A 15,448-nucleotide genomic window follows, 5' to 3' on the forward strand; every position below is an offset into this window, starting at 1 on the left:
GGGAACAGCATCATCGGTCCTCGACAGGCGCGTGACGAGCCTCAAAAAACGCGCTGTCCTACACCCCCCGGCCTGCGCTAGCCTTCTTCGGTCGTCACCGGGCGGCGCGTGTTCTTTCTCATCGGTGCATTTTTGATCGCGCGCTTCGCGGAAGCGGGTCGCGCAATGGGGGCGATACCATCACCCGCCTCGCGGCAGAGGCGAACGCGAATGACACCGTCTCTTGTGTGAACTTATTTTGAACTTAGTGCGCTGGGCAAGCGCTTCTACGCTTGAGGCGGAAGCGGATCGCGCATTTGCGGCAATAAGGGCACCCGCCTCAAGGCAGAGGCGAATGCGAAAAACACCGTCGTTTGTGTGAACTTATTTTGAACTTAGCATCAAGCCTGGTAGCCGCTACCCAGCTCAAGAGGCGTTTTTCTTCCGGCTAAGTCGTTCAAATATCCGCGTAAACGTGCCGTTCAGCCTTGGCTCCCGGGTGGGTCACCGCGCCCATCCATGCCGGGCCGACGGTCTTCGCGTAGCGCCACAGCGCCCCCGCCTGATAGGCGTTGACCCGCGGCTCCCATCCGGCGCGGCGACTGTCGAGTTCGGCGGGGTCGACGAGCAGGTCGATCGTCCCGGCTTCGGCATCGATACGGATGCGGTCGCCGTTCTCGACGAGCGCGATCGGTCCGCCGTCGGCGGCTTCGGGACCGACATGACCGATGCAGAAGCCGCGCGTTCCGCCCGAGAACCGCCCGTCGGTGATCAGCGCGACCTTCTCGCCCATACCGAGGCCGTAAAGCGCAGCGGTGGTCGACAGCATTTCGCGCATCCCGGGGCCGCCCTTGGGCCCCTCATAGCGGATGACGAGGACCTCGCCCTCGCGAATCGAGCGTGCCTCGACCGCCGCAAAGGCGTCTTCCTCGCAGTCGAACACCCGCGCCGGGCCCTCGAAAACGAGCGTGTGCATCCCCGCAACCTTGACGATCGCGCCATCGGGGGCGAGCGAGCCGCGCAGGCCGACGACCCCGCCGCCGGGCGTGAGCGGGTTCGAAACCGGGCGGATGACGTCCTGGTTCGCGTTCCATGTCACCTGCGCGAGGTTTTCGGCGAGCGTCTTGCCGGTCACCGTCATGCAGTCGCCGTGAAGGAAGCCGCCGTCCATCAGCGTCTTCATCACCATGTAGATGCCGCCAGCGTCGTAAAGATCGCGCGCGACGTAGCGCCCGCCGGGCTTGAGGTCGGTGATATACGGGGTCCGCTTGAAGATCTCGGCGACGTCGAACAGCGTGAACTCGATCCCCGCCTCGTTCGCCATCGCCGGCAGATGCAGCGCGGCGTTGGTCGATCCGCCCGTCGCGGCAACGACCGTCGCAGCATTTTCAAAGGCTTTGCGCGTGCAGATGTCACGCGGACGGAGGTTAGCTTCGAGGCAGTGCATCACCGCCTCCCCCGCGGCGACGGCGAGCGCGGCACGCCCCTCGTACGGCGCGGGCATCATGTTCGAATTGGGCAACGACAGGCCGATCGCCTCGGCAACGCACGCCATCGTGTTCGCGGTGAACTGGCCGCCGCACGCGCCGTGGCCCGGGCAGGCGACCTTCTCGAGCGCGGTCAGCCGGGCGAGCGGGCAGGCCCCAGCGGCGAACTGGCCGACAGCCTCGAAGACGTCAACGACGGTGACGTCCTTGTCTTCGAACCGCCCCGGCAGGATCGACCCGCCATAGACGAACACCGCGGGCACGTTGAGGCGGAGCATCGCCATCATCATCCCCGGCAGCGACTTGTCGCAGCCGGCGAAGGTCAGGAGCGCGTCATAGCTGTGGCCGCGCATCGACAGCTCGACCGAGTCGGCGATGACCTCGCGGCTGACGAGCGACGACTTCATCCCTTGATGGCCCATCGCGATGCCGTCGGTGACGGTGATCGTGTTGAACCGCCGCGGCGTCCCCCCGGCGGCGATCACTCCGGCCCGCGCCGCATCGGCCTGCGCATCAAGCGTCGTGTTGCACGGCGCCGAGTCGTTGCCCGCCGAAACAACCCCGACGAACGGCTTGGCGATGTCCTCCGCGGTCAGGCCCATCGCGTAATAATACGACCGATGCGGCGCGCGCTCGGGTCCAACGGTGACGTGGCGGCTCGGCAGCCGTGATTTATCGAAGCTCATGGGCCTGTTCATGGCCGCAACCGCGCCCTCAAGTAAAGCGCGGCGGCCGCTTGGCGAGGAAGGCAGCAACGCCTTCGGCGAAGTCGGGCGAGTCGAATGCCGCGTCGAACTGCGCCGCCGAGACGGCATCGTCGTCGCTCGCGCCGTCGAGGATCCGCCGGATGATCGCCTTGGCGGCCAACTGGGTCGCGGGCGACAGCGAGACAACCCGGGCGGCGAAGTCGTCGACCGCGGCGGCAAGGTCATCGGCGACGTCGTCGACCAGTCCGAGTCTGAGCGCCTCGGCCGCATCGAAGGTGCGCGCGGTGAACAGCATGCGCTTGGCCTGGCTCGGGCCGACGAGATCGACGAGCAGCTTGGTATCGTGGAGCGGATAGACCAGCCCAAGCTTCGCCGGGGTCAGGCCGAAGCGCGCCGCCCGCGACGCCAGCCGGACATCGCACGCCAGCGCGATGCCGAGCCCGCCGCCGATGCAATCGCCATCGATCACTGCAAGCGTCGGCTTAGGGGCACGGGCAAGCGTAATCTGCGTCGCCCGGATGGCGGCGTTGTTGCGCCCCCGCCAGACCGGGTCGGCGGCATGGGTTGCAAATTCACCGATGTCGGCCCCGGCGCAGAACGGCCCCTGCCCGCCGCCGACGATCAGGACGCGGACCGCGGGGTCGGCCATGGCTCGATCGACGAGCTTGGGGAATGCTTCCCACATCGTTTGGTCGAAGGCGTTGCGCTTGGCAGCGCGGTCGATGACAAGGCGGGCGACGCCGCCGCTCGTCTGGAGATAAAGGTGATCGCTCATCTCCCGCGTGTCACCGATCGGGCCGCATCGGGCAACCCCAACAAAAAGGCCGCGCACCCATTGAGTGCGCGGCCAGTTCTGGGTCGAAGGCTTAAAGCTACTGCGTCGAAGCCGTCGTCGAGGCCGGCAACGCCGCCATGTCGACGCCCAGCGTACGGGCAGCGGCGGCGAACTTCTTGGCAGCTTCGGATGTTGCGTCGACCGCGCACAGGCGCTCGCCGGTCGAGATCAGAATCAGCGCCGACTTCTGCCGGTCAGTCGTTGCGGTGCTTGCGGCAGCGCGGAGTTGGTTCGGGGTGGTCGTGCAGGTCGCTGCCGACTGCGCGGCAGATGCGGGAGCGGCGGCTGCGATGAACGCGGCGCTGATTGCAATGGCAACCGGGGCTGTGGTGATGAAGCGGGTGAACATGGTGGATCTCCTAGAAAGCGAGACGGGGGAGGGCAGACTTGAGTTTCACTCAGAACAACTGAGGCCGATCTAAGTCACACTCAGAAGATCGTCAAGCGAGAAACTGAGCGTAAATCAAAATTGTTTTGAGCACGGCTCATGCTGCGGCGCAACAAGAATCGTTGGATGCCGGCTCAGACGATGCTCGTCGGGCAGGTCCACCATCCCGGGCTAGCCTCACTGAGCGATCGCGCTGCCGAGTCGCGTCCTGCTGCGCTAGCGTAGAGCGCGAAACACGTCGCTCCCGACCCCGACATGCGTACGAGACAAGCCCCTGTGTTCGCGAGTGCGGCAAGGACTTCGGCGATGACGGGTGCAAGCCGGATCGCTGGCTTAGCCAGATCGTTGCGCGCGCCGCGCCACGCCGTTGGGTCGAGCGGCCCGCGATCGATCCGGTCCCAGCCGGAGAATACCGGGCCGGTCGGCACCGCGACGCGCGGGTTGACCAGCAGGATCGGCGTGCCCGCGATATCGAGATCGACAGGGGTGAGCACCTCCCCCCTGCCCGTCCCCGTCACCGTACGACCGACGAGACACGCGGGAACGTCGGCACCGAGCGACGCGGCGATCGGCAACAGACGCGCTATTGGCCACTCCAGCTTCCAGAAGCGGTTGAGTAGGCGGAGCGCCGCCGCCGCATCCGCCGATCCGCCGCCGAGGCCCGCCGCGACCGGGATATGCTTGTCCAGCGTCAGCGCCGCATTCGCCGGCACCCCCGCTGCTTCCGCCAGAGCCCTCGCAGCGCGGAGGACCAGGTTGTCGCCGTCGCCGACCGCCTGAGCAAGGGGACCGCTCATCGCGAGGCTTAGGCCGGCCTCGGCGCGGACACGAAGCGTGTCGCCAAGCTCGGTGAACACGAACACGGTTTCGAGATCGTGATACCCGTCATCGCGCCGCCGCCGAAGATGGAGGGCGAGGTTGACCTTCGCCGGTGCCGCCTCGATCAAGGCTTGGGCGCGGCGGCTGAGGGAAGTTGCGCCGCCTGCGCGGTGGCGACGTCGAGCCCGAAATCGAGCTTCTTCGCGATCAGCGCGCCCTGCTCGGGAGTCGGCGACAGGTCGCGCGCCGCCCGCCAGCTGAACCGCGCCTCGATGCGCCGCCCCGCCCGCCAATACGCATCGCCGAGATGCTCGTTGATCGTCGCGTCGCCGGTCTCGAGCCGCGCCGCGCCTTCGAGCGTGGTCACCGCCTTGGCGTACTGCCCGGTCCGGTAATACGCCCACCCCAGCGAATCGGCGATGAAGCCGTCGTCGGGACGCAGCTTGGCGGCGGTGCCGATCAGCGTCTGCGCCTCGGGCAGCTTCAACCCGCGGTCGAGCAGCGCATAGCCCAGGTAATTGAGCACCGTCGGCTCCTCAGGGGCCAGCGCGAGCGCCGCGCGCAGATCGGGCTCGGCGTGCCCCCAATCGCTGCTCTGCTCAAAGGCCGCGCCGCGCAGGAAATACAGCATCCACCCCGGCGGATCGGCGGGCGTGGCGAGGCTGATCGCGTGCCCGTAATCAGCTGCCGCCGCCGCATTGCGGTTGAGCTTGCGCTCGAAATCCCCCAGCCGCTGCCAGTCGTCGCTTGTCGCCTCCGGCCCATTCGCCGCCGCCTCGAACAGCTTGCGCGCCTCGGCATCGCGCCCCAGGTCGGACAGCGCCGACGCCCGGTGGATCGCCGCAAGGCTGGCCTGCGGGTCCTTCGGTGCGATGTGCGCGAACGCCGCAATCGCCGCCTCGGGCCGTTCGCTCCGGGCAAGGACGTCGCCGGTGATCAGCCACGTATCGGCGGTCTCCGGACTGAGGAAGGTCGCGACCCGGGCGAATACCAGCGCCAGCGGCACCGGCTTCTCGCGCGCCAGATCCCCCGCCAGCCGCGCCACGAGCAAGGCCACCCCCTGCCGCGGCTCGCTCGGCCCGGCATCGAGCGCCCGCCCCGCATCGAGCCGCTTGAGCGCCGCATCGAGCACCGGGTCCGCCCCGCCCTTGACGAGCAGCGCCTTCGCCTCGGCATCCTTGTGCGCCGCCTGGAGCGCCGCCGCCCCGGCCACCCGGAGCCGGACGACCGCACGCGCCTCGCCGGTCAGCAGCGCGGCGTACAGCGGCGCCGCCTCGTCCCAGCGCTTCGCCGCCGACAGCATCAGCGCGCGATGCTCGGTGACATAGCTCCGCGCGAAGCCCTGGAACTTGGCCGGGTCGAGCACCGCCAGCGCCTCGTCGGTCTTGCCCCGCCCGTACAGCGTCCAGCCCTCGACGATCGGCGCGACGACGGCGGCATAGCCCGCGTCGGCCAGCCCCGGGCGCGCGGCATCGGCGGCGTTCCAGTCGCGCCGCTTGAGCGCATCGGCGAGGCGGACCAGCGCCGTCGTCGAATCCCCCGCCTTCGCCGCGTCGAGCCGCTTCGCCAGATCGACCGCAAGCTTCTCGTCCCCCGCCGCGACCGCGGTGTCGAAGGTCCGCCGCTGGAGCGTCAGGTCCCCCGGATCGGCCTTGAGCGCATCGTCGTAATAATGCGCGGCATCGTCGAGCCGGTTGTCGGCATCGGCAAAGCGCCCGAGGATATAGCCGTGGAGCGGCGAGATCGCCGGGCGCGGCGTCGCCAGCGCGGGGGCGGCCAGCGCTAACCAAATAAGTGCAAAAGCCGCGGAAGTTGACGAAGTTGACGCCACGTCGAGTTGAAACACCCTCCCGGTGCGAGGGAGCCGCGAGGCGCTGCGGCTGAGCGAGAGGGTGGGCATAAGGTGAGGCTCCGAGACTCGTACCGGCCAAGGGTAACGCGGATCGGGGGGCGTCGAACAGCGGTTCTTGGCGCCGCGCCTTTGGGGGGAGCGTCGGCCGATCCGACGCTAAGTTCAAAATAAGTTCACACTAAAGCGTGTGCTTTTTCGTCTCGCCTTTCCGGCGGGAGCGACGACGGGGAGTACCAATGAGAAAGAGCGCGTGTTGCCCGGTGGCGACGGGGGGAAGGCTAGCGTAAGCGGAGGGGTGTAGGACAGGGGAAAGTTGCAGGGGAGAGGTGGGTCGTGTTGAAGATGTCTGGGTGCCGCTGATCACATATCAACGAGTCGCCAGACGCCAAACACAAGCCTTATTTGATTTCTGCTTCGCGGATCGGCAGAAGGTCTGAGGGGGACTTTTATGCCAATCACAAATGTTTTCGCTTATCTGATCGCTCCCGGCAAAGGTTTGAGCAATCCGCCGGTGATTTCCAGTAAGGAGATCATCATCGAGCAAAACAAACTGAGCATTATGCTCTCCGGCGTTTTTTCCGATCAGACTGGAGCACATAATTTTGAAATCACGTTCAATCCTGACGCGAACGGGAAGCAACTAAATGAATGTCGTAGCCTTATGCTCAGCTTTTATGAGCTTCCATCGATTGCAACTGGCCTCCTTATTGCTCAACGTCTCCAGAATGTTACGGACAATCGAAGCGGAACAGGATTATTTTTCCTTTTAAGCGGCCTTCACGGACTCCAAAGGCGATTGGTTATGTCGCGTTTTCCGACAGATCAAGCGATCCTTGCAGATGCCGCCTCTGGTTCGCTCGATGTAGAATTTCTTGAGCAGGTCTTCATCAAGCGCCTCACTTCATACAAAGCAGCGATGGTAGAACACCCAAGCCCCCCTGATGGATTTTGGAAAGGCATTGCGACGGATCGGCAAGCCGGGCAGTCTGGTGAGCATATCTCCGAATACTGGCTGAGAGATTTTTTGAACGCAGACTTTTCGGAAACACCTGCACAGGGTACGCGTCGGCTAGCGACAGCGCTCAAAGAAGCTTTAAAAACAAATCCAAACCTTACGGTTAAAAGCGAAATTGCGCACGCTAGTTCGCTAGCGACGGCAGTATTTGAGAATAAATCGCTAACCATCCAGGGTTTCTGTGACCATTTCGCCCTAAGTACGGCCGCACAAGAGACGATTAAGACCGCGCTGCCAAAGCCCAGCTTATTTGGTAAAACGTTCGAGTTTGACGCCAACCAATTCAAGGTTGTTGCACCGTTTCGCACCGTTGAAATGAATACGGGTGCAATCCTGACCGCTCCAAGCGACGAGTTTGAAAAGATATTTGAGACCACACATTCTGGGGATATAATCGAATACAAAACCCGCGGAAGGGTGAGCGACCAACGATTGGCCAAGAAATGACTATCGATGTCTCCGTTAAAACTGAATACCTAGAACGTTATGACATCTTGGTAAAGACTTCTGAGCGATTACAAAGTTACCTCTGTCAAATCATGTCTCAATTGCCGAGAATAGACTCGGTAACCGTTAGAGCAAAAAATCCTGATCGATATTTCGCTAAAGCTTCTAAGGTGGATGACGCCGGCCAACTTAAATATGAAAACCCCAGATACGGCATACAAGATCAGATTGGGGCTCGCATTAACGTATTGTATCTTAGTGACGTTGAGCTTGTTCGATCCCATGTAACTGCTTTTATGAGTCACATTGAAGCTGCTCCAAAGTCTCCAGATGATGCTAGTTCATTTGGTTATTTTGGGTATCATTTCATATTTCAAACGCCAGATGAAGTCATTTCTGATGGAGAGGAAAGTGCTGTCCCAGAATTCTTTGAGCTACAAATAAAGACCTTATTTCAACACGCTTGGTCGGAATCTCATCACGACCTTGGATACAAAACTGTGCGAGAGCTTACGTTCGACCAGCAGCGGCAGATCGCTTTTACAGCAGCTCAGGCTTGGGGTGCCGACAAGATATTCGGTGAGCTCGCACTTAGCCTTGTCGTCAATGATAATGAGATCAATGACGTAGAGCGGTAGGATTCTAGCACTTGTTTTGGCGCTTGCCCAAGGCAGCGTCGCGGCAAAGCCGTGCCGGTCGTCGGACGGGTTCGGCGGCCCGATGGCCGCCGCCCCGCCGGCCGGCCGCTGCGCGAGTCCGCTGCGCTGCTAACGAACGCGAAGTGCGTTCGCTTCGCGGCTGGCGGCCGCGCAGCGGCTACATATTCGGATAATTCGGCCCCCCGCCCCCCTCGGGCACCACCCAGACGATGTTCTGCGTCGGGTCCTTGATATCGCACGTCTTGCAGTGAACGCAGTTCTGCGCGTTGATCTGGAGGCGCGGGCCGCGCTCCTCCTCGACGATCTCGTAGACTCCCGCCGGGCAGTAGCGCTGCGCCGGTTCGTCGTAGAGCGGCAGGTTGACCTCGACGGGGACGGTCGCGTCCTTGAGCGTCAGGTGGATCGGCTGGTCTTCCTCGTGGTTGGTGTTCGACAGGAAGACGCTCGTCAATTTGTCGAAGCTGAAGACGCCGTCGGGCTTGGGGTACACGATCTTGTGGACGTGCTCCTTACGCTTGAGCTGCTCGTTGTCCTTGTGATGCCCCATTGTGAATGGCATGCGGATCCCGAGGTGTTCGGCCCACATCGTCACGCCGGCGATGCCGGTGCCGGCGACGTTGCCGAACTTCTCGACCGCCGGGAGCGTGTTGCGGACGCCGCGCAGCTCCTCCTTGACCCAGCTCGCATCGTACGCGTTCTGATACGCGGTCAGGCCGTCGTTGGCGCGCTGCGAGACGATCGCGTCGACGGCGGCGTCGGCGGCCATCATGCCGGTCTTCATCGCGGTGTGGCTGCCCTTGATCCGGGGCACGTTGACGAAGCCCGCGCTGCACCCGATCAGCGCACCGCCGGGGAAGGTCAGCTTGGGCACCGACTGGTAGCCGCCGTCGTTGATCGCGCGCGCGCCGTAGCTGACGCGGCGGCCGCCGGTGAGCATCTCCTTAAGCGCGGGGTGGGTCTTCCACCGCTGCATCTCGTCGAATGGCGAGAGGTAGGGGTTCGAGTAATTGAGCCAGACGACGAAGCCGAGCGCGACCTGGTTGTTCGCCTGATGATAGATGAACCCGCCGCCGTTGGCATCGCTCAGCGGCCAGCCCTGGGTGTGGATGACCTTGCCGGGGACGTGCTTCGCCGGGTCGATGTCCCACAGCTCCTTGATCCCGATGCCATAGACTTGCGGCTGGCTGTTCTCATCGAGCTTGAACTGGCGGATCAGCTGCTTCGACAGATGCCCGCGGACACCCTCGGCGAAAAATGTGTATTTGGCGTGGAGTTCGAGCCCCGGCGTGTAGCTGTCCTTGTGCGTCCCGTCGCGCGCCACGCCCATGTCGCCGGTCGCGACGCCCATCACCGCGCCGTGCTCGTCGTACAGGATCTCGGCGGCGGCGAAGCCGGGGAAGATCTCGACCCCGAGCGCTTCGGCCTGCGTCGACAGCCAGCGGCAGAAATTGCCGAGGCTGAGCGTGTAGCAGCCCTTGTTGTTCATGAACGGCGGCATCAGGCCGTGGGGAAAGTCGTACTTCTTGCCCGCGGTCAGGATCCAGTGATGGTTCTCGACGACCGGCACCGTCATCGGGCTGTCGAGGTCCTTCCAATTCGGCAGCAGCTCGTCGAGCGCACGCGGGTCGACGACCGCGCCTGACAGGATATGCGCGCCAATCTCGGCCCCCTTTTCGAGGACGCAGACCGACACCTCGATGCCCTTTTCAGCCGCCGCCTGCTTGACCCGGATCGCCGCCGACAGCCCCGCCGGACCGCCGCCGACGATGACGACGTCGTAGGGCATCGACTCCCTCTGGGACTCCCGTTGGGCGTTATTTTCGCTCATGATCTTCCCCAGGCCATCGGCACGTCGCTGAAATAGTGTTGTTCGTCAGATACGGGGCCGGGTTGCGCTTGACCAGTACCAGCCGCGTCGCACTATGGCGGTGCATGACCGGGGCCCACACCGCAAGCCGTCACGAGATCGCCGCCGCGCTCGGCTGGCTGGTCGACGCCGGGGTCGATACCGTCGTCGGCGACGCGCCGTTCGCGTGGCTTGCCGACGCCGGCCCGATCGCGCCTGCCGTCGCCCCGATCGCACCCGTCGTCGTCCGCAGCGAAGCCGTTGCGATCAATGTCGACAGCCTCGCCGCACTCGCCGCCGCGATGGCCGAGGCCTATCCCGCCGCGCTGTTCGCCGACGGCGCGGGCGACATCATGGTGATCGGCGAGCGCCCGACGATGGCCGATGCTGCCGCGGGCCGCGTGTTCGGCGACGCTGCCGGGGCGCTGCTCGACAAAATGCTGCTGAGCATCGGGCGCGGACGCGACACTGCGATGCTCGCCAATATCGTCGCGCTGCCGGGCGACCGCGCCGCGACCCCCGCCGAAGTCGCCGCCTTTGCCCCGTTCCTCCGCCGCCAGATCCAGCTCGCCCGCCCCCGCGCGATCCTCGCACTTGGCCAGGCGGCGGCGAGCGCGCTCACCGGATCGACCGCCGGGATCAACCGGCTGCGCGGGCGCTGGCACGAGATGGCCGACGGCGGGATCGCCGTGATGCCGACCTTCGCCCCGTCGCACCTCCTCCTCCATCCGGGACACAAGGCGCTGGCATGGGCCGACCTGTGTGCGTTCCGCGCGAGGCTCGACGGATGAAGCGCTGGTTGATCCTCGCGGCGGCGCTGCTGCCGATCACCGCCGCCGTCGCCGAGCCCGCCGCGCCCGACATGGCGGGCGATACGATCACCGTCACCGGTTACGCCGGGATCACCGCTGCGCAACGCCGGGTACCGCAACAGCTGACGATCCCGCAGCGCACTGCGTATCACGCGATCTTCGTCGACATCGATGCCGGGCGCTATGCCGCTGCCGAAGCGAAGCTGTCGGCGCTCGGCGACGGCCCGCTCCACGCATCGGCGAAGGCGCAGCTGATGCTCGCGCGCGGCTCGGTGCGCGGCGGCGGTATCGCGACATGGCTCAGCGCCAACGCCGACCTGCCGCAGGCGCCGAAGCTGATCGCGCTCGCGGTCCGCAGCCCCGACATGCCGACACTGCCGATCGGCCGCCTCCTCCGCACGGTCAGTTTCCAGCCGCCGATGTCGCCGAAGTCGAGCTTCTCGACCGGCAGCGTCGATGCCGCCGCCGTGGCCCGGCTCAAGCCGCTCCTCGCCGCCGACCGCAACGCCGATGCCGAAGCCTTCCTCGCATCGCAACGCGGCGCCCTATCGTCCGACGTCGCTGCCGAATGGGCGCAGCGGACCGCGTGGAGCTATTACGGCGCGGGCGACGACATGGCGGCGGAGCGGATGGGCCGGATTGCCGCGACCGGCAGCAGCGAATGGTCGTCGCTCGGCGCATGGACCGCCGGGCTCGCCGCGTTCCGGCGTGGTGATTGCGCCGCTGCCTCGACCGCATTCGACCTCGTCGGCACGCGCTTCGGCGGCGAGGATATCGCTCCAGCATCCGCGTTCTGGTCGGCGCGCGCCTATCTCGCCTGCGGCAAGCCCGACAAGGTCGCGGCGCGGTTGAAGGTCGCCGCCGCGCGTCCGGACAGCTTCTACGGCATGCTCGCACTGCGGACGCTCGGTCTCGGCCAGCCGCTCGACTGGGCCGAACCCGACTTCATCACCGCCGACTGGAACCATCTGTCGGCGATCCCGGGAGCCCGCCGCGCCGCCGCGCTCGTCGAGATCGGGCAGCTTGGCCTTGCAGACCGCGAGCTCAAGTATCTTGCGACGATCACCGACACCGGCAATTACGCCGCGCTGCTCCGGCTGGCGGCGCGGCTCAACCTGCCCGCGACGCAGTTCTGGCTCGCGCACCACCCGCCCGAGGGGATCGATCCGCCGCTGTCGGCGCGCTACCCCGAGCCGACATGGACCCCGGCTAAAGGCTGGCGTGTCGACAAGGGCCTCGTCTTCGCGCACGCACTGCAGGAATCGAACTTCGTCACCGGCGCGACGTCGAAGGCTGGGGCCAAGGGCATAATGCAACTGATGCCCGCGACCGCGAAAAAAGTGTCCGCGCGGATGGCCGACGGCACCGAGGTCCTCGTCGTCACCCGCGACCTGACCGATCCCGAGTTCAACATCGAGTGTGGCCAAAGCTACCTCGAGGACCTGCGCGATATGAGCTACACCGCCGGGCTGCTGCCCAAGGTGATCGCCGCGTACAACGCCGGTCCCGGATCGGTGCAAAAGTGGAATGCCACGGTCCGCGACAACGGTGATCCGTTGCTGTTCATCGAATCGATCCCGTTCCGCGAGACACGGCATTATGTCGAGGTCGTGCTGCGCAACTACTGGATGTACCAGCTTCGCGCCGGACAAAGCCCGTCGTCGATCGACGCGCTCGCTGCGGGGCTGTGGCCGCGCTTCCCCGGGATGCCGGGCGCGACCGGCGTCGTCGGCATCCCGACGATGACCGCACCGCTGATGCCAATCGTCCGCCCGCTGCCGATATTGCCCGACGACACCACGGTGGTCGCAAGTTCGCTTTAGCGGCGGGTGGCTGGCAGCGGTGGCTTTACTGTCCCCGGCCGATGCTCTGCGGGGTTACGCGCCGTTGTACTGCAGTCCGATTTCCCACATGCCAATGTCATCACGACCTTCGTCGGGACAACATCGAGAGCGGCGGTTCGCCCAACAATGTCGTCATCCCCGCGAAGGCGGGGACCCATTCTCCAGGGGCAATCGATGTTGGCCACGGATGGTCGAGCGGCATTGCAAATTTCAAATTGATGGGCTGATGGGTCCCCGCCTTCGCGGGGATAACGCCCGGAGAGTGGGCAACACTTCTTGGTGTGCTAGGCTCCCCGCATGCCCATCGACCTCACCCTCCCCTTCCGCCCGGTCCGCATCGCGACGCTGACCGTCTCCGACACCCGCACTCACGCCGATGACCGATCGGGCGACACGCTCGCCGCGCTGCTGACCGAGGCAGGACACATCCTCGCCGCGCGCGAGATCGTCCGCGACGACGTCCCTGCGCTGGTCGCGCAGTTCGACGCATGGATTGTCGACCCGGAGATCGACTGCATCATCACCACCGGGGGCACCGGCGTCACCGGACGTGACGTCACGCCCGAGGCGCTGGCGATGGTCTGGGACAAGGAAATCCCCGGCTTCGGCGAGCTGTTCCGCTGGCTGAGCTACGCGACGATCGGCACCTCGACGGTCCAGTCGCGCGCCACCGCCGGGGTCGCACGCGGCACCTATATCTTCGCCCTCCCCGGATCGACCGGCGCGGTGCGCGACGCGTGGGCGGGCATCTTGTCGACCCAACTCGACAGCCGCCACCGCCCCTGCAACTTCGTCGAGCTGATGCCCCGGCTGATGGAGCGTTAGAATAGCCCGATCGTTACAGTTGCGTCGCAACAGTAAAGGTCGACCTATGAAGCGTTTGCTCCTCGTTGCCGTCGCCGCATTGACCGTCGTGCCCGACCTCGCCGCCGCGCAGGATCGCGGCCCCGATCAGGATCGGCAGCGCCCAGGCGAAGACCGCGGGCAACGGCCCGGCGGCGGCCAACCCGGTGGACAGCGTCCCGGCCAGCGCCCCGGCGACGTCAACGGCGGGCAGCGCCCCGGCCTGCAAGTCCAGCAGCCAAGGCCTTCGCCCGGGCAGCAGGTCCAGCCCGGCCGTCCCGGTGGCGACAATCGTCCCGGTCGCCCCGGCGGCGACGATCGGCCCGGACGTCCGGGAGGGGATAATCGCCCGGGACAGCCCGGCGGCGATCGCCCCGGCTTTGGCAACAACCGGCCCGACGGTCCCGGCAACGATAATCGTCCCGGGCGGCCCGGCGACAATCGCCCGGGCGGCGATATTCGTCCCGGTCGGCCCGGCGGAAACTTCCAGCGCCCGCCGTCGTATCGCCCGCCCCCGGGCTATTGGAACGGCAACAACTGGAACCGTCCGCGCGTGCGGGGGTCGGGGTACAACTACCCGCGCGGCTACTCGTATCGCCGCTGGTCGCCGGGCCTGCTGCTGCCGTCGCTGCTGTTTTCAACGTCGTACTTCTTCAACGACTATCAGTCGCTCGGGCTTTACGCGCCGCCATATGGCTATCATTGGGTCCGTTACGGTCCCGACCTGCTCCTCGTAGAGAACGGGACGCGACGCATAGCCGAGGTCCGCTACGGCGTCTTCGCGTAAGGTTGTTCTTGTAATGTTCTCATAAGCGCGTTAGGTAGGGGGATGCAGATCCCCCTGCCTGTTCGCGGTCGCGGCGCGCCGACCAATGCGCCGAGTGCGCGCTTCGACGAGCCGGGTCGCGAGACCGATCTCGACTGGCTCGACGATCAAACGACCGTTGACGACGGTCCGCCGCCGCTGCGGACGACGGTGACGATCGAGACGCCGCGGACGATCATCACCCGCAACACTTCGCCCGACATCCCGTTCGATCGCTCGGTCAACGCCTATCGGGGATGCGAGCACGGTTGCATTTATTGTTTTGCTCGCCCGACCCATGCCTATCTGGGCCTGTCGCCGGGACTCGATTTCGAGTCGCGGCTGTTCGTCAAGCCGACCGCACCCGCGCTGCTCCGCAAGGAATTGAGCCGTAAGGGCTATATGCCGGCAGTGTTGGCGATGGGGACGAATACCGACCCGTACCAGCCGATCGAAGCGACCCATCGCATCACCCGCGGGATGCTCGAGGTTTTGCGCGCGTTCAACCATCCGGTGTCGATCACGACCAAGTCCGATCGCGTGGTCGCCGACCTCGCCATCCTCACCAGCCTCGCCGCCGACGGCCTTGTCGCCGTGGTGATCTCGGTGACGAGCCTCGACCGGACGATCGCCCGCACCCTTGAACCGCGTGCGGCAACCCCCACGAGGCGTCTAGCGGCGATCGCTGCATTGAGCGCCGCCGGTGTGCCAACCTATGTCTCGGTGTCGCCGATCGTCCCCGCGATCACCGATCACGAGATCGAGGCGATCCTCGAAGCCGCTGCCGCTGCCGGTGCGGTCGGCGCCTTCGCACGCCCGGTCCGCCTGCCGAACGAGGTCGCGCCGCTATTCCGGCAATGGCTCGATACGCATCATCCCGGCCGCGCCGGGCACACGATGTCGCTGATCCAGTCGATGCGCGAGGGACGCGACAACAATGCGGAATTCGGCAAGCGGATGAGGGGGACCGGCCCCTACGCCGCGCTCCTCCATCGCCGCGTGGCGCTGGCGAAGGCGCGCCTCGGTCTCGACGCGCCGCGCCCGGCGCTGCGAACCGACCTGTTCGACGTGCCGGGGCCGAAGCAGTTGGGTCTATTCTGAGCGGCGGCG

13 protein-coding genes are annotated in these 15,448 nt (G+C 65.6%); 7 read left to right on the forward strand and 6 right to left on the reverse strand.

Annotated elements, in window-relative coordinates; genetic code table 11:
* Window positions 1-436: 436 nt before the first annotated feature.
* From ilvD to KZX46_RS16010, 5 genes are all read right to left on the reverse strand, one after another.
* Entirely contained in the window at window positions 437-2,152 is a 1,716-nt protein-coding gene (ilvD, locus tag KZX46_RS15990; protein ID WP_219774802.1) for a dihydroxy-acid dehydratase, read from the reverse strand.
* Window positions 2,153-2,180: 28 nt separating this feature from the next.
* Complete coding sequence (locus tag KZX46_RS15995; protein ID WP_219774803.1) at window positions 2,181-2,948, reverse strand: enoyl-CoA hydratase/isomerase family protein; 768 nt, start codon at window positions 2,946-2,948, stop codon at window positions 2,181-2,183.
* Window positions 2,949-3,045: 97 nt separating this feature from the next.
* Window positions 3,046-3,357, reverse strand: a complete 312-nt coding sequence (locus KZX46_RS16000; RefSeq protein ID WP_219774804.1) for a hypothetical protein — start codon at window positions 3,355-3,357, stop codon at window positions 3,046-3,048.
* A 173-nt stretch (window positions 3,358-3,530) separates the two neighbouring features.
* Window positions 3,531-4,343 (reverse strand): 4-(cytidine 5'-diphospho)-2-C-methyl-D-erythritol kinase, encoded by an 813-nt coding sequence (locus KZX46_RS16005; RefSeq protein ID WP_219777132.1) that lies wholly within the window; start codon window positions 4,341-4,343, stop codon window positions 3,531-3,533.
* Window positions 4,340-6,115, reverse strand: a complete 1,776-nt coding sequence (locus tag KZX46_RS16010; protein ID WP_219774805.1) for a tetratricopeptide repeat protein — start codon at window positions 6,113-6,115, stop codon at window positions 4,340-4,342. Before KZX46_RS16010 ends, KZX46_RS16005 begins: the two co-directional genes overlap by 4 nt.
* Window positions 6,116-6,515: 400 nt before the next feature.
* On the opposite strand from KZX46_RS16010, the gene KZX46_RS16015 reads away from it, so the two are divergent.
* Both KZX46_RS16015 and KZX46_RS16020 read left to right on the forward strand, forming a co-directional pair.
* The gene (locus tag KZX46_RS16015) at window positions 6,516-7,529 is read left to right on the forward strand and encodes a hypothetical protein (RefSeq protein WP_219774806.1); all 1,014 of its coding nucleotides are present in this window, start codon (window positions 6,516-6,518) and stop codon (window positions 7,527-7,529) included.
* A complete protein-coding gene (locus tag KZX46_RS16020) occupies window positions 7,526-8,167 on the forward strand; it encodes a hypothetical protein (protein ID WP_219774807.1) in 642 nt (213 codons plus the stop codon). Before KZX46_RS16015 ends, KZX46_RS16020 begins: the two co-directional genes overlap by 4 nt.
* 178 nt (window positions 8,168-8,345) lie before the next feature.
* Here the strand turns inward: KZX46_RS16020 and KZX46_RS16025 are convergent, their stop codons facing one another.
* Window positions 8,346-9,974 carry an electron transfer flavoprotein-ubiquinone oxidoreductase gene (locus KZX46_RS16025; RefSeq protein WP_219774808.1) on the reverse strand — a complete coding sequence of 543 codons (1,629 nt, stop codon included), beginning with the start codon at window positions 9,972-9,974 and terminating at the stop codon, window positions 8,346-8,348.
* 146 nt (window positions 9,975-10,120) lie between these two features.
* Between KZX46_RS16025 and KZX46_RS16030 the strand changes: the two genes are divergently transcribed.
* The 5 genes from KZX46_RS16030 (at window position 10,121) to KZX46_RS16050 (ending at window position 15,439) form a co-directional block, all read left to right on the forward strand.
* Window positions 10,121-10,825, forward strand: coding sequence for a uracil-DNA glycosylase (locus tag KZX46_RS16030; protein ID WP_219774809.1), 705 nt, complete (start codon window positions 10,121-10,123; stop codon window positions 10,823-10,825).
* The gene (locus KZX46_RS16035) at window positions 10,822-12,669 is read left to right on the forward strand and encodes a lytic transglycosylase domain-containing protein (protein WP_219774810.1); all 1,848 of its coding nucleotides are present in this window, start codon (window positions 10,822-10,824) and stop codon (window positions 12,667-12,669) included. Before KZX46_RS16030 ends, KZX46_RS16035 begins: the two co-directional genes overlap by 4 nt.
* Before the next feature lie 318 nt (window positions 12,670-12,987).
* Window positions 12,988-13,515 (forward strand): molybdenum cofactor biosynthesis protein B, encoded by a 528-nt coding sequence (moaB, locus tag KZX46_RS16040; protein WP_219774811.1) that lies wholly within the window; start codon window positions 12,988-12,990, stop codon window positions 13,513-13,515.
* Window positions 13,516-13,561: 46 nt separating this feature from the next.
* Window positions 13,562-14,320, forward strand: coding sequence for an RcnB family protein (locus KZX46_RS16045; RefSeq protein ID WP_219774812.1), 759 nt, complete (start codon window positions 13,562-13,564; stop codon window positions 14,318-14,320).
* 42 nt (window positions 14,321-14,362) lie between these two features.
* Entirely contained in the window at window positions 14,363-15,439 is a 1,077-nt protein-coding gene (locus KZX46_RS16050; RefSeq protein WP_219774813.1) for a PA0069 family radical SAM protein, read from the forward strand.
* Window positions 15,440-15,448: the final 9 nt, after the last annotated feature.

The organism is Polymorphobacter sp. PAMC 29334 (assembly GCF_019431245.1).
GTDB lineage: Bacteria > Pseudomonadota > Alphaproteobacteria > Sphingomonadales > Sphingomonadaceae > Polymorphobacter_B > Polymorphobacter_B megasporae.

Excerpts from the sequence above, each read along its gene's own strand:
- ilvD (WP_219774802.1), bottom strand. The coding sequence starts at position 2,152 with ATGAGCTTCGATAAATCACGGCTGCCGAGCCGCCACGTCACCGTTGGA.
- KZX46_RS15995 (WP_219774803.1), bottom strand. The coding sequence starts at position 2,948 with ATGAGCGATCACCTTTATCTCCAGACGAGCGGCGGCGTCGCCCGCCTT.
- KZX46_RS16000 (WP_219774804.1), bottom strand. The coding sequence starts at position 3,357 with ATGTTCACCCGCTTCATCACCACAGCCCCGGTTGCCATTGCAATCAGC.
- KZX46_RS16010 (WP_219774805.1), bottom strand. The coding sequence starts at position 6,115 with ATGCCCACCCTCTCGCTCAGCCGCAGCGCCTCGCGGCTCCCTCGCACC.
- KZX46_RS16015 (WP_219774806.1), top strand. The coding sequence starts at position 6,516 with ATGCCAATCACAAATGTTTTCGCTTATCTGATCGCTCCCGGCAAAGGT.
- KZX46_RS16020 (WP_219774807.1), top strand. The coding sequence starts at position 7,526 with ATGACTATCGATGTCTCCGTTAAAACTGAATACCTAGAACGTTATGAC.
- KZX46_RS16025 (WP_219774808.1), bottom strand. The coding sequence starts at position 9,974 with ATGCCCTACGACGTCGTCATCGTCGGCGGCGGTCCGGCGGGGCTGTCG.
- KZX46_RS16030 (WP_219774809.1), top strand. The coding sequence starts at position 10,121 with ATGACCGGGGCCCACACCGCAAGCCGTCACGAGATCGCCGCCGCGCTC.
- KZX46_RS16035 (WP_219774810.1), top strand. The coding sequence starts at position 10,822 with ATGAAGCGCTGGTTGATCCTCGCGGCGGCGCTGCTGCCGATCACCGCC.
- moaB (WP_219774811.1), top strand. The coding sequence starts at position 12,988 with ATGCCCATCGACCTCACCCTCCCCTTCCGCCCGGTCCGCATCGCGACG.
- KZX46_RS16045 (WP_219774812.1), top strand. The coding sequence starts at position 13,562 with ATGAAGCGTTTGCTCCTCGTTGCCGTCGCCGCATTGACCGTCGTGCCC.
- KZX46_RS16050 (WP_219774813.1), top strand. The coding sequence starts at position 14,363 with ATGCAGATCCCCCTGCCTGTTCGCGGTCGCGGCGCGCCGACCAATGCG.